The 20,003-nt window shown below is 63.4% G+C and carries 21 protein-coding genes and 1 pseudogene; 11 read left to right on the top strand and 11 right to left on the bottom strand.

The window, feature by feature from the left end; all coding sequences use genetic code 11:
* Positions 1 to 53: 53 nt before the first annotated feature.
* The 3 genes and pseudogenes from BKG76_RS12025 to BKG76_RS12020 all read left to right on the top strand — a co-directional run bounded on the left by BKG76_RS12025 (position 54) and on the right by BKG76_RS12020 (position 1,476).
* The gene (locus BKG76_RS12025) at positions 54 to 1,016 is read left to right on the top strand and encodes an NAD-dependent epimerase/dehydratase family protein (protein WP_070939167.1); all 963 of its coding nucleotides are present in this window, start codon (positions 54 to 56) and stop codon (positions 1,014 to 1,016) included.
* Positions 1,017 to 1,022: 6 nt separating this feature from the next.
* A pseudogene (locus BKG76_RS24860) lies at positions 1,023 to 1,106 on the top strand (AraC family transcriptional regulator); the annotation flags it as partial.
* Complete coding sequence (locus tag BKG76_RS12020; protein ID WP_070937837.1) at positions 1,075 to 1,476, top strand: VOC family protein; 402 nt, start codon at positions 1,075 to 1,077, stop codon at positions 1,474 to 1,476. The pseudogene BKG76_RS24860 and the gene BKG76_RS12020, both read left to right, overlap by 32 nt.
* Here the strand turns inward: BKG76_RS12020 and car are convergent, their stop codons facing one another.
* The 4 genes from car to BKG76_RS12000 all read right to left on the bottom strand — a co-directional run bounded on the left by car (position 1,477) and on the right by BKG76_RS12000 (position 7,773).
* Positions 1,477 to 5,013 carry a carboxylic acid reductase gene (car, locus tag BKG76_RS12015; RefSeq protein ID WP_070937836.1) on the bottom strand — a complete coding sequence of 1,179 codons (3,537 nt, stop codon included), beginning with the start codon at positions 5,011 to 5,013 and terminating at the stop codon, positions 1,477 to 1,479.
* Between the two features lie 191 nt (positions 5,014 to 5,204).
* Complete coding sequence (locus BKG76_RS12010) at positions 5,205 to 5,483, bottom strand: glutaredoxin domain-containing protein (protein WP_070937835.1); 279 nt, start codon at positions 5,481 to 5,483, stop codon at positions 5,205 to 5,207.
* A 10-nt stretch (positions 5,484 to 5,493) separates the two neighbouring features.
* Entirely contained in the window at positions 5,494 to 5,889 is a 396-nt protein-coding gene (locus BKG76_RS25160) for a pyridoxamine 5'-phosphate oxidase family protein (protein ID WP_070939166.1), read from the bottom strand.
* 387 nt (positions 5,890 to 6,276) lie between these two features.
* Positions 6,277 to 7,773: a potassium/proton antiporter gene (locus BKG76_RS12000; protein ID WP_070937834.1), complete on the bottom strand. Its 1,497-nt coding sequence runs from the start codon at positions 7,771 to 7,773 to the stop codon at positions 6,277 to 6,279.
* Positions 7,774 to 7,833: 60 nt separating this feature from the next.
* Between BKG76_RS12000 and BKG76_RS11995 the strand changes: the two genes are divergently transcribed.
* A complete protein-coding gene (locus tag BKG76_RS11995; RefSeq protein ID WP_070939165.1) occupies positions 7,834 to 8,511 on the top strand; it encodes a potassium channel family protein in 678 nt (225 codons plus the stop codon).
* A gap of 4 nt (positions 8,512 to 8,515) precedes the next feature.
* Here the strand turns inward: BKG76_RS11995 and BKG76_RS11990 are convergent, their stop codons facing one another.
* Positions 8,516 to 8,716 carry a three-helix bundle dimerization domain-containing protein gene (locus BKG76_RS11990; protein WP_070937833.1) on the bottom strand — a complete coding sequence of 67 codons (201 nt, stop codon included), beginning with the start codon at positions 8,714 to 8,716 and terminating at the stop codon, positions 8,516 to 8,518.
* A 200-nt stretch (positions 8,717 to 8,916) separates the two neighbouring features.
* On the opposite strand from BKG76_RS11990, the gene BKG76_RS11985 reads away from it, so the two are divergent.
* The 3 genes from BKG76_RS11985 (at position 8,917) to BKG76_RS11980 (ending at position 10,985) form a co-directional block, all read left to right on the top strand.
* On the top strand, positions 8,917 to 10,347 hold the full coding sequence (locus BKG76_RS11985; protein WP_070937832.1) for a phytoene desaturase family protein: 1,431 nt from the start codon (positions 8,917 to 8,919) through the stop codon (positions 10,345 to 10,347).
* Positions 10,348 to 10,598: 251 nt separating this feature from the next.
* On the top strand, positions 10,599 to 10,754 hold the full coding sequence (locus BKG76_RS24850) for a DUF6131 family protein (RefSeq protein ID WP_109420701.1): 156 nt from the start codon (positions 10,599 to 10,601) through the stop codon (positions 10,752 to 10,754).
* Positions 10,755 to 10,784: 30 nt separating this feature from the next.
* On the top strand, positions 10,785 to 10,985 hold the full coding sequence (locus BKG76_RS11980) for a hypothetical protein (RefSeq protein WP_070937831.1): 201 nt from the start codon (positions 10,785 to 10,787) through the stop codon (positions 10,983 to 10,985).
* A 16-nt stretch (positions 10,986 to 11,001) separates the two neighbouring features.
* Here BKG76_RS11980 and BKG76_RS11975 read toward each other — a convergent pair whose 3' ends face one another.
* Complete coding sequence (locus BKG76_RS11975; RefSeq protein WP_070937830.1) at positions 11,002 to 11,760, bottom strand: MerR family transcriptional regulator; 759 nt, start codon at positions 11,758 to 11,760, stop codon at positions 11,002 to 11,004.
* A 280-nt stretch (positions 11,761 to 12,040) separates the two neighbouring features.
* On the opposite strand from BKG76_RS11975, the gene BKG76_RS11970 reads away from it, so the two are divergent.
* From BKG76_RS11970 to BKG76_RS11960, 3 genes are read left to right on the top strand one after another with little or no spacing between them, the layout of a single operon-like run.
* The gene (locus BKG76_RS11970; RefSeq protein WP_070939164.1) at positions 12,041 to 13,294 is read left to right on the top strand and encodes a sodium:proton exchanger; all 1,254 of its coding nucleotides are present in this window, start codon (positions 12,041 to 12,043) and stop codon (positions 13,292 to 13,294) included.
* Positions 13,295 to 13,339: 45 nt separating this feature from the next.
* On the top strand, positions 13,340 to 15,208 hold the full coding sequence (locus tag BKG76_RS11965) for a S9 family peptidase (RefSeq protein ID WP_070937829.1): 1,869 nt from the start codon (positions 13,340 to 13,342) through the stop codon (positions 15,206 to 15,208).
* The gene (locus BKG76_RS11960; RefSeq protein WP_070937828.1) at positions 15,205 to 15,870 is read left to right on the top strand and encodes a DUF3159 domain-containing protein; all 666 of its coding nucleotides are present in this window, start codon (positions 15,205 to 15,207) and stop codon (positions 15,868 to 15,870) included. The genes BKG76_RS11965 and BKG76_RS11960 overlap by 4 nt, the downstream gene beginning before the upstream one ends.
* On the opposite strand, the gene BKG76_RS11955 is transcribed toward BKG76_RS11960, so the two are convergent.
* The 3 genes from BKG76_RS11955 to BKG76_RS11945 all read right to left on the bottom strand — a co-directional run bounded on the left by BKG76_RS11955 (position 15,791) and on the right by BKG76_RS11945 (position 18,377).
* Positions 15,791 to 16,486 carry a restriction endonuclease gene (locus BKG76_RS11955; RefSeq protein ID WP_070937827.1) on the bottom strand — a complete coding sequence of 232 codons (696 nt, stop codon included), beginning with the start codon at positions 16,484 to 16,486 and terminating at the stop codon, positions 15,791 to 15,793. The two genes, BKG76_RS11960 and BKG76_RS11955, sit on opposite strands and share 80 nt — an antisense overlap.
* Before the next feature lie 37 nt (positions 16,487 to 16,523).
* Positions 16,524 to 17,288, bottom strand: coding sequence for an endonuclease VIII Nei2 (nei2, locus tag BKG76_RS11950; protein WP_070937826.1), 765 nt, complete (start codon positions 17,286 to 17,288; stop codon positions 16,524 to 16,526).
* An 81-nt stretch (positions 17,289 to 17,369) separates the two neighbouring features.
* Complete coding sequence (locus tag BKG76_RS11945; RefSeq protein WP_070937825.1) at positions 17,370 to 18,377, bottom strand: bile acid:sodium symporter family protein; 1,008 nt, start codon at positions 18,375 to 18,377, stop codon at positions 17,370 to 17,372.
* A 71-nt stretch (positions 18,378 to 18,448) separates the two neighbouring features.
* Between BKG76_RS11945 and BKG76_RS11940 the strand changes: the two genes are divergently transcribed.
* Complete coding sequence (locus BKG76_RS11940; protein WP_070937824.1) at positions 18,449 to 19,303, top strand: LysR substrate-binding domain-containing protein; 855 nt, start codon at positions 18,449 to 18,451, stop codon at positions 19,301 to 19,303.
* Between the two features lie 24 nt (positions 19,304 to 19,327).
* Here BKG76_RS11940 and BKG76_RS11935 read toward each other — a convergent pair whose 3' ends face one another.
* A complete protein-coding gene (locus BKG76_RS11935) occupies positions 19,328 to 19,690 on the bottom strand; it encodes a DoxX family protein (protein WP_070937823.1) in 363 nt (120 codons plus the stop codon).
* A complete protein-coding gene (locus BKG76_RS11930) occupies positions 19,690 to 19,986 on the bottom strand; it encodes a hypothetical protein (RefSeq protein ID WP_070937822.1) in 297 nt (98 codons plus the stop codon). Before BKG76_RS11930 ends, BKG76_RS11935 begins: the two co-directional genes overlap by 1 nt.
* Between the last annotated feature and the right edge of the window lie 17 nt (positions 19,987 to 20,003).

Genomic DNA, 20,003 nt, shown 5'->3' with positions numbered 1-20,003 from the left:
CCTCCCTCTACGCTCGTAGAGTACATTGCCTCTACATCTGTAGAGGAGACGTGGTGGGCATACATGTCGTGGTGGGAGCCAACGGGGCGACCGGCACTGTTCTGTGCGAAGAGCTGCTGGCCGCCGGTCATACGGTGCGAGCGGTCAGCCGCACCGGGCGAGGCGCACCGAACGGAGTCGATGCGATTGCGGCCGACGCGACCGACTCCGCACGTATCACCGAGATCTGCTCCGGTGCGGCAAGCGTCTATCACTGCGCACTGCCACCGATGGAGTCTTGGCTGCCCACGTATGTCGACCTGACCCGTTCACTCATCACCGCCGCGGGGAATGTCGGCGCGCGACTTGTGTACGCCGATGACACCTGGATGTACGGCAGGGCGGACGGGCCGATGCGCGAGGACAGTCCCATCAGGCCGGTGGTCTACAAGGGTGCGCTGCGCGCACTCGCCGCGGAGCTGATCATGTCGGCACATGCCCGTGGACAAACCGAGTCGGTGATTGGCCGTGCCGCCGAGCTCTACGGTCCGCGTGTCGAATCCTTGTTGGGCGCAGCCCTGTTCACCGCCGGCCTAACCGGACGCAAGGCAATGTGGCCGGGCGATCCCGACTTGCCGATGACCGCGACTTTTATCGGCGACTTCGGTCGGGCACTGGCTGATCTCGGGCAACATTCGGCGGTTGCGGGACAGGTCTTCCACGTCCCCGTCGCCCCTGCCATTACCGGCAGAGAGTTCATCGAGAAGATCGGCGGCATCGCAGGCACATCGCCGAAGGTCGGGCGGCTGACACCGCGTCTAATCACGATTCTCAAGACGGTGGCGCCCATCGTGCGGGAAGGCGCCGAACTCCTATATCAGTTCGAACGCCCATTCCTATTGGACGACAGTCGTTTTCGCGATCTCACCGGGCGTGCCCCGACAGCCTGGGACGACGGCATCGACCAGACCATCTCCTGGTATCGCGCCGCCCCCGAACGTGCCAAATACCGGCTGCTGCCCGGAAGGTCCCGGTAGTGCCAAGAGTTCCGAAATATACAAGACAGCGGACACGCCTTCGGATCACAGTGGGACCATGACTACCTCGACACCCAGTGTGTGGCTGACTCTCAGAGCCAACGATGCCCCGGCGCTCATCGACTACTACGTCGACACCTTCGGCTTCATACTCGCGGCCCGCTACGGCGACGGCGACCGAGTCGATCACGCCCAACTGAATTGGCCGGAAGGCAGCGGCGGCATCATGCTGGGCAGCCATCGACCGGGAGGCGAATGGGCGTTGCAGCCGGGAACCGGCGGCGGATACGTAGTGACTGGTGACCCCGGCAGCCTTTACCAACGGATCATTTCCAAGAACGCCGACATCGTCCGGCCACTCGCCAAAACCGACCACGGCGCCAACGAGTTCGCAGTTCGCGATCCCGAAGGCAACCTGTGGTCGTTTGGCGATTACACCGGCGAGCCGACACCCAGCTAGCTACACCAGGCCCAGCAGCTTGATGTCCGCGGCGTACTTGAGGATCAAATCCTTGGTGACGTGCGGGATCTCACCGCTATCGCCCACCTTCGCCTCGCGCACGGCTCCACTGAATTCAGCTGTCGGCAGTGCACTTCCGTCAATCGCCGGCTGCGGCTTCTCGTACATCTTGAGAAGGGGCAGCACTGACTGCTGGCGCTGCTGCTCGGGCAATCCCTTGAGCGCCAACTCGAACCGGGCGAGCCACTGGCCGTAGTCGTCGATGCGTGCGATCTTGTAACCGGCCTCGATCAACCAGTCGACGAACGTATCCATCGAGACACCGTCGTGGTGCGGGTTGAACACGTCGAAGCTGCGGTAGCCGTCAGTCACGTTCACACCGCCGATCGCCGTGATGGACGCGGCGGTGAAATCGCCAGGCACACCGTCATAGTGCGCACGCTGACGGTTGCCGTCCGCATCCAGTTCGTAGAAGCTGGCCGGCGCGACACCTGTGAGCAGCAGACTCTGGATGCTCCGCGTGAACACGTCCGTGACGTTGAGCTGGCCATGGTAGTCACTGTGCGCCAGAATCATGTCGGAGCGGAACACTCGCACCGGAAGTCCGGCCAAGTCGTGAGCTTCCCGCAGCAGCACCTCACCGGCCCACTTCGAGTTGCCGTATCCGTTGGCGTAGCCGTCGTTGATCTGGCGTTGCGCCGACATCACGCGGACATCCGAATCTTCCTCGAACTCCGTCACCGGAATCTGGTCGGCGATGCCGACCGTCGACAGGTAGGTGACCGGCTTGAGCCGCTCGGAGAGCGCCAGTTTGATGATCTCGGCGGTACCTGCCACGTTCGGGCCGAACAACTGGTTGTAGGGCAACACGTGGTTCACCAATGCACCGGAGTGCACGATCAAGTCCACCTCACCCGCGAGCTTCTGCCAAACATCTTGGGACAGACCCAGATTCTGATCACCGAAATCACCGGCGATCACTTCCAGGCCCGCTTCCGCCAGCTGACGGTAGTGCGCCGAGAGCTTCGGGTCGCCCGCTTCGTACACGGCATCCAACCGCGCGCGAGCCGCTTGCGCATCGGTGCCGCGGATGAGCGCGTACACCTTTCCACCGTTGGGTGCCAGCCGCTCCAGCCAGTCAAGCACCAACCAGCGCCCCAGCCAGCCATTGCCGCCGGTCACCAGCACGGTCTTGACGTCGGCGGTGGCGGGCTGAATGCTCTTGGCCGCCTTCAACAACGGCTCGTCCAGGAACTTGTCGAGGGTGAGCTCTGCGGCGTTGATGACCGTCGCGTCCCGGCCATGGACCGATGCGAACGTCGGCTGCGTCGCGGCACCGGTCCGCTGCGCCTCGATATGCCGGGCGATCGCGGCGAGATCGTTGGCGACGCTGTTGATGACGCCGACCGGAACATCCACCTCGAAGATGTCTCGCAGCAGCTCGGAGTACGACAGCGCCGACAGCGAGTCGCCGCCGAGGTCGATGAACCGCACATCGGGAGCCAGGTCGGACGACGACGCGCCTAGCAGCGCGGCCGCCGCATCGGTCACCGTCTCCAGCACCGGGCGGCTCGCGGCCTCCCGCGCCAGCTGCCGCAGTCGCTCGTTCTGGCTTTCCGCCAGCTCGACGTACAGAGCCTCCAGCCGCTCGCCGTAGTGATCCTTCAGCTTGGGGCGCAGCAGCTTTCGCGCGTCCGACAGCAGTCCTGATTCGACGGTGAACGGCACCGTCTCCACGATGAAGTCCCGCGGGATCTCGTAGGACTGCAGTTCCGCATCCTTGGCGACCTGCTGTAGCGAGTCCTGAATCAACGGCTTGAGCGCGTCCGGTGAATCCGCATACCGCTCAAGGGCTTCCGGCGTCGGCACCACGACCGCCAGCAGGAACGAGCGCTCACTGTTTCCGTACACGAAGATCTGTCGCACCAGCGGGCTGCCGGTGTATGCGGCTTCCAGTTTCGAGACCGCGACGAACTCGCCCTGAGCGAGCTTGAGGACGTTCTTGACCCGGTCGAGGTACTTGAGGTGATCCGGACCGAGCTCGGCAACCACGTCACCGGTCTTGTAGTACCCGTCTTCGTCGAAGACGTCGGCGGTGGTTTCCGGGCGCTTGTAATAGCCGGGGAACATCGTCTCGGACTTCAACCGCAGCTCGCCACGGGGATGCGGGGAATCCGTGGTGAAGTATCCGAGTTCGGGAACATCAACCAGCTTGTAGTCGGTGACCGGTGGGCGCTGCAGGACTCCGTCACGCCACACACCACCGGCCTCGGTGGATCCGTACCCGTCGCGCAGCGGCACCTGTAGCAGCGACTCCATGAACTCCGTCATCTCCGGAGACAAAGGCGCCGAACCTGATCCGGCGCTGAGCACACGTCCACCGAAGTCCTCGTCGCGGATACGGACCTTGATTCGCTCCGCGACCTCGGCATTGCTCTCACCCGGAGCGAGGGACCGGTCCAGTTCCGCCTGATAGCGCTGGAAGACCATCTCGACCACACGGGGCACAAAGAGCACTTCCGAGGGACGGATGAGCGCGATGTCTTCGAAGAATGTCGAAAGATCGCTCGAGGCGATGTAGTAGGCCGATCCTCCGCCCGAGAGGGTGCCCATGAGGGTGAGTCGGCCTGCCAGGTGGCTCATCGGCATGAAGTTCACGCCTACCGACGGAATGACGTCGTCGGTGAGCCACTTCTTCTGCCACAAGTTGGCGACGAGCCACTGCGGGTACATCGCGCCCTTGGGCGTACCCGTACTGCCGGAGGTGTAGATGAGCAGGCGCAGGGCGTCGGGATCCGCGCTGGGCAGGGGCGCAGCGGGCAGCTCTCGTCCCCGCGCGAGGGCCTCGCCCAACGTCTCGATGGCAATCGTCCGGCCGGCATCCTGCAGCCGGGTCCGCACGGCCTCAAGCGCCGCACGATGGCTGTCGACCTCGGGGTGGTAATCGAAGACCGACAGCAGTCGCACCGACGGCGTCGCGAGTACCGAATCCACTGCGGCGTCCAGGTACTCGACGCTGGCGGCAAAGACCGCGGGCCGCGTCTCCTCAAGGATCGCGTTGCGCTGCGGCAGCGAGGCTCCGGTCTGCAACGGCACCGAGACGGTGCCCAGGCGCAGTCCGGAGACATCAAGGGCGGCGAAGTCGGTGCTGGTGAAGCCGAGCTGGGCGACAAAGTCGCCATCGCGAATCCCGCCTTCGTACCAGGCGGCAGCGATTGCCTCGGCACGATTCCACAGCTCGCGATAGGAGATGGTGGTGTACTCGGGCTTGAGCGCGATCTCGGTTGCCCCACCGTCGGCGGTCACGAACGCGAACGCGCGCTGCCCAAGGGCCGGGCGGTCGCCGTAACCCTCCAGCAGTCGCCTGATCACTTCGACTAGCGGCAGATTGGGCTCATTGACGGCCTCGGTCACCGCATCGTCAGGAAGCAGCGCCGCCAGTTGCGGATCGCTGGACACCACCTGTTCGATGCGTCGTTTCACCTGCTCTTCGAGATCCGTTGTCGGGACAGCTGCTGCGGAGATCGTTTCAGTCATGCCTACATACCTCGGAAGAATCGGTGTTAACGGTGAGAGTGGGGGGCGTCGCTGCCCACTGGGTAAAAGTACATACCTAAGCTAACTATTCCCTGTGGGCGCAATTTAGTCACCCCCGGCCGAACAGATGTTTCTGCTGGTCGGCGCCCCACATTGCCCGCATGCACAGCCACCCCGCGTGAGCAGCGTCACTACGGCAACGCCTGGGGTGCGCGCTCGCGCGCGGCCGCCAACAGCTGCCGTCGCGAAGGATTCACCAAGGGATGACCCGCAACACTGACGGTCGGCACCGTCTCATTGCCGTCCGCCACGGAACGCACGTAGGCCGCCGCCTCCGGCGATTCCCAGATGTTCACCTCGCGGTAGCGCAACCGGGTGAAGCGCAGCTGCGTACGCAGCTTGATACAAAAGGGGCAGCCCGGCCGCCAGTAGACGACGACCTCATCCGGGGCCGGGAGCGGATCCGTCATGGCTTCATGTCTACACGCGCTTGCCCGCGGTTGCCCCCGGCTTGAGTGTGTGGATGTCCTCGACGGCGATGACCACCGCACAGCGCGGATATTTCATCCCGCGCTCCTGCGCGAAGACCACGGCATCCTCGAACGCCGGGCCCGACTCGTGAATCTGGGCCGAGCCGACGAACCGGTACCCGTCCAGTGCCTCGCGATCAATCACAGCGACCGAAACCTTTGATCCGGCACGGATGTTGGCCAGTGTCTGCCCACCGGTGTTCTCGTTGAATATCAGGGACCGATCATCGCGGACCCTCAGGGAACGTTTCGGGCCGATGTTGGGCGTCATGCCATCTGTCACGGTCGCCAGGATCGCCAGCTGAGAACCAAGCATCCGCTTCATCTCATCGGTGAGCGTAGACATTGTGTACGAGACCTCCTGGAATGGTTGTACCGGAACAAGATTCGGTATCGGGGGCGGCGGCGTGCAGGCCCGGGCGGTATCAAGTAGCCGATCCGTATCGCCGGCCGGAGACGCGCGCATCAGCACCGAGAGCAGGTGCAACAGGCCCTCCGAAACCACGAGCGGGCGCTGGCTGGTCCGCAGGATATGCGCCGCGGACACCTTGTCTCCCAGGGCGAGCGCCTGCGCTATCGCAACCGTCTCGCACCATGACGCATACAGGGTCGCCAGTCCCTGCTCGTGATTTCGGGTCACCGAACTATATTATTCGTTAGCCCTAACTACGTCCAGTGTCCGTCCGCCATGGATCACCCAGTGACCCGTGAGTGATGCTGTGCGGCGTCCGAATCAGCCCGCGTCGCCGTACTCGTCGAACCAGTAGGCGAGCTTGCCACGCCTACTCACCGCGCGAATCCGCGACTCGGTCAGCGCCCGGGTCTTACTGGTGGTGACGATCATCAGTTCGTCGTCCGACTCGATCCGGGTGTCCGGCAGCGGAACGAAAGTGTTGCCCTGCCTGATGATCAACGTGACAACGGCTGGGTCAGGCAGCCGCAACTCCAGGATGGTGACATTGCGCAGCCGAGATCCCGGTTGAACCTTCATGGTGAGCAACTCGGCATCCAGGACATCCAAAGGGGCTGCCTCGACCTGGATTTCACGGGTGGCCTCCCGGGAGATCAATCCCAGTAGGTGCGCGACGGGCCGCAGGCTCGGCCCCTGCACCAGGGTGAACACCACCACCAGCACAAAAACGATATTGAGTAGGCGATAGCTGTCGGGTACGCCCTCCACGATCGGGAAGGTGGCCAACACCACGGGGACCGCGCCACGCAGTCCGGCCCACGAGAGAAATGCCCGTTCTCGCCATGGGATACCAAATCCGACGAGTGATCCCACCACCGAGAGCGGGCGGGCCACCAACAGCAGGACCAACCCCACCACGATCGCGGGAACCAAGTCATCGAGCAGCTCGCTGGGATTGACCAGCAATCCAAGCAGGACGAAAAGACCGATCTGCGCCAGCCAGCCCAACCCCTCGGCGAATGATCGGGTAGCAGATCGGTGCGGCAGACCGGAATTGGCGAGCACCACCGCGGCCAGGTACGCGGCGATGAAACCACTGGCATGCACCGTGCCCGAGGCCGCGAACGCGACCAGTCCGATGCCGAAGGTCGCGATCGGATACAGCCCGGAGGCGGGCAGAGCGACACGGCGCAGCGCCATCGCCCCCACGAAGCCACACAGCAGACCTATCGCAGAACCTGCCAGCAGCTCGTACACGATCTGGACCGCGGCACTCTTCGGCTCGAAGACGAAGGGCACGACGCTGAACATCAGCACCAGGATCACGGCGGGTGCATCGTTGAATCCGGACTCCGCCTCCAACAGTCCGGCAACGCGACGCGGTAGCGGCAACACCCGCAACACGGAGAACACCGCGGCGGCATCGGTGGACGACACGATGGCGCCGAGAAGCAGAGCCAGCTGCCAATCCATCCGCAACAGCACATGCGCGCCCACCGCGGTCACCACGGTGCTGATCACCACACCGACCGTGGCCATCGCGCCGGCAGGCGCGAGCACCTTGCGGACATCAGCAAACCGCGTGGTCAAACCGCCCTCGACCAGGATCACCGCGAGCGCCGCGGTACATACATTCCTGGCCAGCTCCACATTGTCGAACTCGAGACCGAGCCCGTCTTCACCCAGAACGACCCCGACCAGGAGGAAGAACAAGAGGCTGGGGAATCCGATCCGCGTCGCGACCCTGGTGCCGACAATGCTGGCGAGCAACACGAGCCCACCGATGAGCAAGTCCAGGTACAGCTGGTGCAGGCTCACTTCGTTCCCGTCGGTTGACTCTGATTAATAGGGCACGATAGCGGGGTGGTGGACCAGAAGATGCGAGTCGCGATCGCCGGCGCGGGCAAGGTGGGCCGTTCCGTCGCACGTGAACTCCTCGACTACGGCCACAAGATCCTGCTGATCGAACAAGAGCGCAGTAACTTCGAGCCGCAGGCCGTGCCCGGGGCGGACTGGCTCAACGCCGACGCGTGCGAGCTGGACACCCTCGAAGAAGCGGGTATCGAAACCTGCGACGTCGTGGTTGCCGCCACCGGTGACGACAAGGCCAACCTTGTCGTGGGACTGCTGGCCAAGAGCGAGTTCGGCGTGCCCCGCGTGGTCGCACGCATCAATGACATCCGTAACCAGTGGCTGTTCGGTCAGGCCTGGGGTGTCGATGTCGCGGTGTCCACGCCCGGCGCCATGGTGGCGGGTATCGAGGGCGCGATCGACATCGGCCGCCTGGTGCGCCTCATGGAACTGCGCCAGGGCCGCGCCGATCTGACAAAACTGACTCTGCCGCAAGACAATCCCCTGGTGGGACGGAGCGTGGCAGACCTGGACCTGCCACCCAATACCGCGCTGGTCACCGTGGTCCGACGCGGAACAGTGGTGACGCCCACCCCCGAGGATGTGTTGGAGGCCGGCGACGAGATGCTGTTCATCGCCAATAGCGAGGTCGAGCAAGCGATCCGGGCCGCGATCCACGGGGCCGGAGTGTCACCCGAGCGCTAGCGCGCTACAGGCTCAGCAGCGCCAGTTCCTCGCGAGCACGCCGTTCAACCAGCAGCGGAACGTAATCGCGCAGCGGGCTGTCGTCGAAGCGGGAGTGTTCGGCACGAACCACAGCCTCCACGACGTCGCGGGTCAGGCGTGGATGTCGACCGTGCAATTGCTCCACAAGGTCACTGATCCCTGCCTGCTCACTGAGTACCGCCACGGGGTCAAAATTTGCACTACGTTTACAGTTTCGTCAACCACGAGAACGGCGCCGTTCATGGCCAGCCAAGCATGCGGCAACTAAGTTTGTACACTTTGGTGACAGGCACGACGGAGGGTGGATGCAACGGTGCGGGTCACCTGTAACTCGTTGATCGCCTGTATTTTTGGTAATCCCCGCGCTAGCTACGTAGCACTCGCATGAGCACCGCCACAGTCGTCGGCAGCGGGCCCAACGGTCTGGCCGCAGCAATTACTCTCGCCCGTGCGGGGATCTCGGTGACTGTGTTGGAGGCCACTGATCGCCCCGGTGGCGGATGCCGTTCCTCGGAGCTCTTGGCTCCCGGCCTCATCCATGACGACTGTGCGGCCACCCACCCGATGGCCATCGGTTCCGCCTTCCTGAAGAGTCTCGACTTAGGCCGCCATGGCGTTCATTGGCTATTACCCGAGGTCGACTGCGTTCATCCACTCGACGATGGCACCGCTGGCCTTCTCTACCGGTCAGTCGACGAGACGGCTACAGAACTGGGCAGCGACGGCGGCCCCTGGCGCGCGCTGTTCGGCTATCCGTCGAGGCATTTCGACACCCTCGCCGAGGACATCACGGCACCGCTGCTGCGCGTACCGCGTCACCCGATACAGATGGCCAGGTTCGGGCTGCCGGCGGCACTGCCCGCGTCCGCCATCGCACGACTGCTACGCACCCCGCCCGGCCGTGCACTGTTCGGCGGTGTCGCCGCACATGCCTTTCGCCCGCTGCACTACCCGATGACAGCGGCCGTCGGCGTCGGAATCATGACCGCCGGACACCGATATGGATGGCCCGTGGTCGCAGGCGGCACCGGTTCGCTTGTCCGGGCGCTGGTCGAAACACTCACCGAGTTGGGTGGAACACTTCACACCGGGGTTCGCATCGACCGCGCCAGCCAACTACCCGACGCAGATCTGACCCTTCTTGATCTCGAACCGGGATCTGTCGCAAAAATCCTCGACGATCGGCTACCACGAGGAGTTCTTCGCTCGCTCAAGCATTTTCGACATGGCCCCGGCGCCTTCAAGGTTGACTTCGCGATTGAGGGCGGCGTCCCGTGGACCAATCCCCACGCTCACCGCGCCGGCACCGTGCATCTCGGCGGCTCCTATGACGAGATCGCATCCACCGAGCGTCAAATCCATCGCGGCATCATGCCCGACCGCCCCTTCGTGCTCGTCGGGCAACAGTATCTTGCCGACCCTCGGCGTTCTGCCGGCAACATCCATCCGCTCTGGACATACGCCCATGTGCCATTCGGTTACACCGGGGACGCCACCGAGGCGATCATCGGCCAAATCGAACGGTTCGCGCCCGGTTTCCGGGAGTGCGTGGTCGGCACGGCAGTACGCTCCACGACAGAAATGTCCGCGTACAACGCCAATTACGTGGGTGGGGACATCATGACTGGCGCGAAGGACATCCGGCAGCTGGTGTTCGGTCCCCGCATCAGCCTGGCCCCGTACAGCCTCGGTGTACCGGGGATGTTCATCTGTTCTGCGGCCACCCCACCGGGGCCCGGCGCACACGGCATGTGTGGTGTACACGCCGCGAACGCCGCACTCCGACATCTTCGGCGACGCCCGATTTCGCGATGAAATATCTTGGTTCACAGGTCATTTCATAGCAGGCGCCCACCGCTGAACTCTTGCTCACGGAGGTGTCGGCACGCCGAGGCGCGTCACCCGGTGGCGCCTCGCATCAACATCGAATTCTGTTGCTGTGCACACCGATAACGGATCGCGCCGCGTGGGGGCCGGGTGCGCGGCTTCAACGGCCCAATCCCTCCCCTAAAGCAGAGCCTCGGGGTATAGTTGACGTCGTAAACAAAATGAGAGGTGTGAGTGTCATGATCATCCTGGGACTCATCCTGTTGGCCGCCGGATACTTCCTTGATATCGGCCTGCTGTGGACCGCCGGAGTCGTTCTCATGGTCGTCGGCTTGATCCTCATGGTCGCGGGCCGCATGGGACACGCCGTCGGTGGCCGTCGCCACTACTACTGACCTCGCTCACAGAAATGGCAGGAGGACACCATGCGTTACGCAGGAATGCTTTTGGCCATCTGGTTGATCATCGGGGCTATTGCCGTCGCCCAACGCGGATACTTCACCAGCAGCCCACAAACCTGCGCCAGCGCAGGGACCATCGCGCTGACCGTCGTCGCCGGTCCTCTCAACTACGCCGGCCTCAATCCGGTAGTCACCCAATGCAATATCCCCCAACCCAGCCCCTGACCCGAGGCCAGGCGACTCAGGAGGGATTGGATCGGATCGCGGCACCGACGCGAACCAGGACATCCAGCTGAGCCGGGTTGAATAGATCCAACAGGGCTTGGGCCACGGTGCGCTCGGCAAAGCGCTGACCGCGAGGAGCATCCGCGGTCGAGTTCAGCATGCCGGGATGATCGGCATACAACCGATGGGCCTGCAGCGACATTCGCTCGGCGAGGTTGGCACGTGTCTGCTCGTCGGCATCGGCGGACAGGTTCTCGAGCTCACGATCGAGCTCTCGGTCCTGCTGATCCAGGAACATTCCCACGAAGGCCTGCAGTCCGACCGGGCCCAGCACCCTGGACATCACAAAGGCGAGCGAACGATCCGTGTCAGACAGCTCCACATTCGCTGCAGCGGCGCCGAATTCGGCCGGAAGATCCGCCGCGACCTCACTGGACAGTATCTGCCCCAGCTCCCTGCGCACATTGTGTAGCCGTTCGATGGTGGCGGCCAACTCCGCATCCAGTGCGCGCAATGCCTCCTGCGGATCTTCGTTGGTCTCGTCCATATCCGCGATCTGCTTCAAGGAGAGACCCAAACCGGTGAGGCGTTTGATCTGCAGGACCCGAACCAGGTGTGCGACGCCGTAACTCTTGTAACCATTGGACCGGCGTTCGGGCTCACCCAGCACACCAATGTCGTGATAGTGACGCACCGTGCGCAGGCTGGTGCCGGCAAGTTCGGCAAGCTCCCGGGTGCTCCAGCCCACCGTCACTCCTTCAGCCCGCACTGACATGCCGCCACTTGACACTATGCCGCCACGGCACAGTCAACACCTGAAACCCGCACCCGATCAGCCATTACCCGGCCCTGTCGGCAGTCTGGTTTGCCACACATTCATATTAGGGTACCCGAAGAATCAATAAAGGTGGCTACTAGCTGGCAATTTTGTGATTTCAGGCGTGTCACGCAGGGGTATCAATCTGTTGCTGGAAGCGTGCGACGGTGTTAGCTTGTGTCTGCGACCCGATCGGCAGGGAACACTCATGTCCCTGCCAGACCTGAGAGAGGATGCCGTGCACAGCACCGCGAGTACGCCCGCCCTGGTCGGCGGACTACGGCGTCAACTCCTCCGGTCGGTGTGCATCACCGCCTTGTTCATGGCGCCGGCGCTGATCACACGAATCGGCGGTTTGCACCCGAATCCGGTCATCTCACTCGTGATCTATGGCGCCGCGGTAGTGGCCGCCAGTTTCGTTTTGGCATGGGCCGCTGAGGCCGCGCAGATTGACGTCTCCGGTGGCCTGGCGATCGCAGTCTTGGCCTTGATCGCGGTACTGCCCGAGTATGCGGTCGACCTCTACTACGCCTACATCTCCGGCCAGGTTCCGGAGTACAGCCAATACGCCGCGGCGAACATGACCGGGTCGAATCGTTTGTTGATGGGACTCGGTTGGCCCGTCGTCGTTCTCATCGCACTTGCGGTGGCCCGCAAGACATCCGGCCGCCCTGTCAATCTGCTGTCGCTGGAGCAGTCCAACCGCATCGAGCTTGGCTTCCTGTTGGTGGCCGGTGTGGTGGCGTTCATCATCCCGGCCAGCGGCCAGATTCACCTCGTGCTCGGTATCGCGCTACTGGCGTGGTTCGGGTTCTACCTGTTCACCATCAGCCGGGGCGAGGCCGAGGAACCTGATCTGGTGGGCACGGCTGCGGCCATTGGGATGCTGCCCAAGCAGATGCGGCGCAGCACCGTCATCACGATGTTCGTCCTCGCCGCCTCCATCATCCTGTTGTGCGCCGAGCCCTTTGCCAACAGCCTGGTAAGCGCCGGAACACAATTGGGCATAGACCAGTTCCTGCTGGTGCAGTGGCTCGCACCGCTGGCATCTGAAGCACCCGAATTCATCATTGCCGCGATTTTCGCCGCCCGAGGCAAGGGAACCGCAGCCATCGCGACGCTGATCTCGTCCAAGGTCAACCAGTGGACACTGTTGATCGGGTCGCTGCCGATCGCACATCTGGCAGGCGGCGGGGGATTCTCGTTGGTCCTGGACGCTCGTCAGGTTGAGGAAACCCTGCTGACCGCAACACAAACCATGATGGGCGTGGCACTGATCCTCGCGTTACGGTTCCACCGCGCGACCGCGTGGGCACTACTGGCACTCTTTGTGATCCAGTTCCCCATCACCTCAACACATGGTCGGCTCATCCTGTGCGGTGTGTACGGCGTACTGGCGATCGCCGGTTTGATCGTCAACCGTCGCCACGTCCTCGCGACAATTCGATCACCGTTTCGCAGGTCAGCGACACTGCAGTTGACCGTGCCGTAGCGGCATGGTTTCTCCTGGTGTCAGTCGACACCGAGAGGAACACATATGGGGCTGCCCAGGCTCATCACCGTCGAAGAGTTCTTCGATCCGCCCGTCCGCGCATCCGCATCGATTTCCCCCGACGGAACCACGATCGCTTATCTGGCCCCGCGGAAGAACCGCCTCAATGTGTGGGTTCAGGGTGTCGATTCGGAGGAAGCGCGGTGCGTCACCTACGACGAAACGCGAAGCGTCACCGGTTTTTTCTGGGCCGACGATCCACGCTGGCTGCTTTACGTGCAGGATTCCGGGGGCGACGAGAACTGGCACCTGTATCGGGTGGACTTGAACGACCCCGACGCGCCAGCGGTGGATCTGACACCGTATCCCGGAGTGCGACTACTGGGCCTGGAACGACCACACGGTCGTCCCGGCAAGGTGTACATCCAACTGAACTACCGCAGAATCGACCACATCGACCTCTACGAGCTCGATGTCGCCTCGGGTGAGCTGACCATGCTCGCCGAGAACCCCGGCGAAGTCATGGCGTGGTTTTGCGGCCCGCATCATGAGGTGTTCACCCAATCACTGACGCCTGCAGGCGATATCGAATTCTCGCGGTACGAGTCCGGGACGCTGCGACCACTCTGCGTGTACAACGGGGCGGACTACCCGGTCGGAATGCATCCGACTCAGCTGACACCAGACGGCACCGGATTGTGGATGGGTTCCAGCCGTGACACTGACCGTACGCGTCTGGTCCGACTCGACCTGGCCACCGGTGAGGAATCCGAAGTCGACAGCCACCCGGTGTTCGACCTTTCCGCCGCCCTTGGCCTGGCGCCAACCCTGATCCGGCATCGGAAGACCGGTGAGCTGCTGGCGGTTCGGTATCTCGGCGAGCGCCAGGAAATTCGTGTCCTCGATCCGGATTTCGCCCCGGTGCTGGACAAGCTCCAGGGGCTCTCGGACGGCGACCTCGCCGAGGTCTCCTCTGATGACGAAGGCCGGCGCTGGGTGGTCAGTTTCACCAACGACCGAGATCCGGGTGTCACGTACTTCTACGACCACGCAACGGGCGAGAGCCGGCAGCTTTTCCGCCCATTTCCGCACCTTGATCCGGCGGACCTGGCACCCATGGCTCCGGTGACCATCGCCGCACGCGACGGATTGGACTTGCACTCGTATCTGACGCTGCCCGTCGGAGTGGAACCCGCCGGGCTCCCCCTGGTCCTGGTGGTCCATGGCGGGCCGTGGCATCGCGACAGCTGGGGCTTCGATCCGGCGGCGCAGTTGCTGGCGAATCGCGGATACGCGGTGCTGCAGGTCAACTTCCGCGGATCCACCGGCTACGGAAAGGCCTTCACCAAGGCGGCCATCGGGGAATTTGCGGGCAAGATGCACGACGATCTGATCGATGCCGTCGACTGGGCGGTCAAGCAGGGCTATGCGGACCCCAGCCGGGTAGCGATCTTCGGTGGCTCGTACGGCGGGTACTCGGCACTGGTCGGGGTCACCTTCACCCCCGACGTCTTCGCGGCCGCCATCGACTACGTGGGCATTTCGAATCTGGCGAATTTCATGCGCACCCTTCCGCCGTTCGTGCGGCCGAATCTGGCCAACAACTGGTACCGGTACGTCGGGGATCCCGCCATGCCGGAACAGGAAGCCGACATGCTCGCCCGATCGCCCATCAGCCGGGTGGACCAGATTCGCACTCCACTACTGGTTGCCCAGGGCGCCAACGATGTTCGTGTGGTCCAGGCCGAATCCGACAACATCGTGGCGGCCCTGCGCGCCCGCGGAGTCGAGGTCGAATACATGGTCAAGACGGATGAAGGGCACGGATTCCTGAACCCCGAGAATCAGATAGACCTGTACCGCGCGACAGAACGATTCCTGGCCCAGCATCTAGGTGGACGGCAGGTGCCGTGACCGGGCTTTCCGAGCTGCCCGAGAGTTGTGAACGCAGACCCACCGTGCTCGAACAGGCCGGAGGCCTTGCCGGGATCATCTACGCGGGACTGCCTAGCGTTACTTTTACCTTGGGCAACAGTGCTTTTGGCTTGGCAGGCGCAATCTGGATATCCCTGGCCACCGCGGCGGCCATCGCGGCATGGCGATGGTTACGCAGCCAGCCACTACAACCTGCGATATCCGGATTGTTCGGTGTCGCCATCTCGGCGGCAATCGCCTACCAGATCGGATCCGCCAAGGGCTTTTTCCTCATGGGCATCTGGACCAATCTCATCGCCGCAGTCGTTTTCGCGACGTCGGCGGTGGTGGGTTGGCCACTCGCGGGAGTGATCTGGCACGGATTCACCGGCACCGGGCAACGCTGGCGTGACGACAAACCGTCGCGATCCGCCTTCGCGGTGGCGACCCTGATCCTGGCGGCGGTGTTCGCGTCCAGATTTGTTGTGCAGGAGTGGTTGTATGCCCAGGATTCGGTCGGCTGGCTGGCAATGGCACGCATCGCCATGGGCTATCCGCTCTTCGGGGTGGCCTTGTTGGTTGTCATCTGGGCAGTGCGGCGTTCGAGGAAGCGGACACTTCACTCTGATTCAACCAGCGCGGCAGTCGATCCCGGCCGATGAGCTCACACCTGCTGCTCGCGGCCAGCGCGTGGGCCTGGCGGGTGAAATCCTGATTGCTGACCACCATGGAGCGGGTGCAGTCATAGTGCCGCGCCCCCGCAACAGCCTCTTGAACAGCCCTGACACCTACCGGTTTCGAATAGCGCTTGCATTGCACAGCAACGACATCGCGCCGATTGGTGGCTATCAGGTCGACACCGTAATCACTGGATGCCGGCGTGGTCTCGATGTGCCATCCGGCACCGTGCATCCGGGCCGCCACAAACATCTCGAAATCGGTGCCGGACATCTCGTCGATCTCGTCGAGTCCGGACAGTCTTGTATACCTTCGTAACTGGGCGTCGTATCGGCGTCGCGCCATCGTGTCGCCAAGTGCCCGCAGAGTCCATCCCACGCTGCGCAGGATCAGATAGATGGCGTACGGCGAGGCCAGATATGCCACTTGCACCAACGCCGCTACCGCCGGATCTCCCGTATTCCGGTACACCAGGACGCCAGGCCACACAATCAGCGCGGTGACGGGCCCTGCCAGCAGCACGACAATCAGCGTGACAAATGCACGGGACAGGCGGCGGCGTACCCGAACCGCCTTACGCCTCCACCGCCGCAGCATCATTGGATGAACCTTAAGCCAGCCCTCCGACACCTGAGCACTACCGCTGGCAACTAGGGCACCAATACGCCACGCGTGGCAGCGCCTGATCGCGTAATATGCGGGTTCCGCAACGGCGGCAAGGCTTTCCATGTCGACCGTAAACCCACAGCTCACGGCCGGGCCGTGGATCGCCGGTCGTTGTCCTGCGGTGGTTGTCCTTGTTCGCATGTAACAACGTATGGCCGCGCTCGACGAGACTCGCGGGATCGGCGAGGTCTCTCACCGGCGTTGTGGGCAGCATGCCGGCCAAAAAACACAGTTCGTTGCAATACACGTTGCCAATACCCGCCATGACCCTCTGGTCGAGAAGCGCCGCACTCAGCTCATCATCGGCCCGCGCCATCAATCGCTCCAAGGCGACGGCCGGATCCCAATCTGCACCAAGAAGATCCGGGCCTAGATGACCCACGATGTCGTTTTCTCGCTCCCGCTTGACCACATCCAATGCACCCAAACTCATCCCGAGGGCCACCGAGTCGTCTGTCCTCAGTATCGCTCTGATTCGATGGTCCCACGTAGGTACGGACCCCTGAGTGGACATGATCCGCCAGCTGCCGTCCATTTTCAGATGCGAGTGAATGCTGGCCCAGCCCACGCGAATGAACAGGTGCTTTCCGCGCGCGACCACGTCGTCGACCCGCTCCCCGCTCACATCGACGGTTGCGAAACGTGGAACGCGGATATCGCAGCCGGTGAGCACCCGGCCGGTGAGCGCATCGGCCAGGCGCTGCGCCGTTCGGAAAACCGTGTCACCTTCTGGCATTCCACCGCCCTCCTCGCGCTAGCCGTCACAGGCTATCCAATACCGCACCGAAGCGATAGCGTGCCGCCCGGTGCGCAAAGGTCAGGCAGCAGAGACGGTCTCGCCTTCGGCGGCCGCCGCATCTGAACTCTCGGCCCGCCCCCACCGGCCGGCCAGCGCGGCACAGGTGATCAATTGGATCTGGTGGAAGATCATCAGCGGCAGCACGATCAGACCCACCGGATGCCCCGCGAAAAGCACCGTCGCCATCGGCAATCCGGTCGCCAGGCTCTTCTTGGACCCGCAGAAGATCACCACAATGCGGTCTGCCCGGTCGAACCGCAGTAGGCGGGCCACTCCCGCCGTGATACCCAGCACCACCGCCAGCAGCACGATGCTGACCGCGAAGACGGCCAACAGCCGGGAGGGCTGCAGGCCCTGCCAGACGTGTTCGACCATCCCCGCGCTGAACGCCGCATAAACCACCAGGTAGACGGAGCCACGGTCGACAACCTTGGTGAGTGTGGTGTGCGACAACACTCGATACAGCTTGGGCCGCAACAACTGACCGGCAACGAAGGGCAACAACAGCTGCACGACGATCTCCAGGATGGCGGTGGGTGAGACCGTCGCCTCCCCGGTCGTCTGCATGAGCAGCATCACCAGCACGGGAGTCATAAAGACACCCAACATGTTCGACACCGACGCACTCACCACCGCCGCTGCGACATTGCCGCGGGCAATGGACGTGAAGGCAATCGAGGACTGCACCGTCGAGGGCAGCAGGCACAGATACAGCACACCCGTGTAGAGGTCATCGGTCAGCACCGAGGGCACCAACAGCCGCATCGCCAGCCCGAGCAGCGGAAACAGCACATAGGTCGCCGCCAGCACCGTGGTGTGCAGTTTCCAGTGCTTGAGCCCCTCAAGCGCCTCGCGCGGCTCGAGCCGCGTTCCGTAGAGGAAGAACAGCAGTGCGATGGCGATCTTGGTCGCCCAGTCCAGGACATCGGCGGCTTCACCCCGCGCGGGGAGCAGCAGTCCGATCGCCATCGCGGCGAACAGCCCCAGCAGGAACCCATCGATACGGAGTTTGGCCAGCCACTTCACTATGCCACCGTACGAGGACAGACACTGATTATAAAAGCCGATAGAAACGATATCTATGAACGAGTATCGTGATGGCAATGTTAGACCCAGAATTGTTGCGAACTTTTCTGACAGTTGAACGCGCTGGTGGGTTTACGGCCGCCGGGCGGATTCTCGGGCTTCGGCAGTCGACGGTGAGCGGACATATCGCTCGACTGGAACAGACCGTCGGCCGCGAGCTGTTCCGTCGCGATACCCGCAATCTGGCTCTCACCGCCGACGGCGCCGCGATGGTCGGCTTCGCCCGCTCGATTCTCGACGCGCAGGCCCAGGCCGATCGCTACTTTGCGAGCTCGGAGCTGACCGGGTTGATCCGGCTCGGCGCCTCCGATGACCTCGTGGCCCGCGAGCTGCCCGACGTGCTCGTGGAGTTCCAGAACTCCCATCCGGGAGTGGATCTGGAGCTCGTCGTCGGACTGAGCGAATACCTCAAAACACGCATGACCGCAGGCGAACTGGACCTGATGGTGGCCAAACGGCTGCCGGGTGAAACGCATGGTGAGCTGCTCTGGCGCGACAAACTCGTCTGGGCGGGACGCCCCAACACCCAAGACGTCCGCGACCCGGTGCCCATCGTCACCTATCCCCCGCCAAGTCTGACGCGGCACGCGGCGCTACGCGCACTCGAGCGAGAGGGCCGCACTTGGCGCATCGCCTGCGTCAGCGATAGCCAATTGGGGCTGCGGGCCGCAGCGCTCGCGGGCATGGGTGTCATCGCCCATGCCGAATCTCTTTTGCCGGCAGGCCTGGTCAAGGTCAGTGACGACAGCCTGCCCGACCTCGGCGAGCTGGAATTCGTACTGCTGCGTCGCCGCACCGTACTGTCCGAGCCCGAGCAGGCACTGTGCGCCGCGATCATCGAGAGCACGCACCGGCTGCACCGGTGATCGTCAGGTACCCAGGGCCCCCAACTAGGCCGGCAACGCGAAATAGGCGACGGACCCCGCGGCAAGCGCCAGAAAGACGGCCGGGAACGCGATGTTGTGCAGCACATTGCTACGGATGTGCGCTCCTACCGCACCAATGAAGAAGGCCACCAACCCGATTGCGGCCGCCAGACCCAACGGCCGCACGCCGGCAAGGCCGATGACAAGACCCACCACCCCAGCGCCTTCGATTGCCGCCAGGTAGGGCAGCCATCGTGGCGCCACTCCCACTTCGCCGGAATTCTGCACCACGAACTGTGCCTTGACCGTCTTGGCGGCTACCTCGAACCCGTTGGCGATGACGCACAGGACAGTTGTCACCAGCAGACCCGTCTCCAGAATCGACATCAGCCCTCGTACCTTCCCAACACGGTGAATGGCTGCGGTGCAACGGGTCCCGTTGCCCAACCCGCGATCTTGGCACGAAAGTCGAGTGCGTCAGGGATATCCAATAACGGATTGTCGACGCCGTCGGACAGCTGCAACAGGAAGACGAAATCGGGGCCGTCTCCGACCCTGCCCGCGGTGTACGTCATGCCCACCGGGGACGCCTTGCCCACCGCGGTAAACAGCGCGGCGATCGCATCCTGCACCTCGTGCACCCGTTCCGCGTCCGTACTGAACCGGACCATCTGTACGCTCATATGTGCCTCCTATCTCG

Origin of the sequence: Mycobacteroides franklinii (assembly GCF_001853795.1) — a bacterium.
Classification (GTDB): Bacteria; Actinomycetota; Actinomycetes; order Mycobacteriales; family Mycobacteriaceae; genus Mycobacterium; species Mycobacterium franklinii.
The sequence above is the reverse complement of the archived record's forward strand: the minus strand, read 5'-3'. Positions and strand labels throughout refer to the sequence as shown.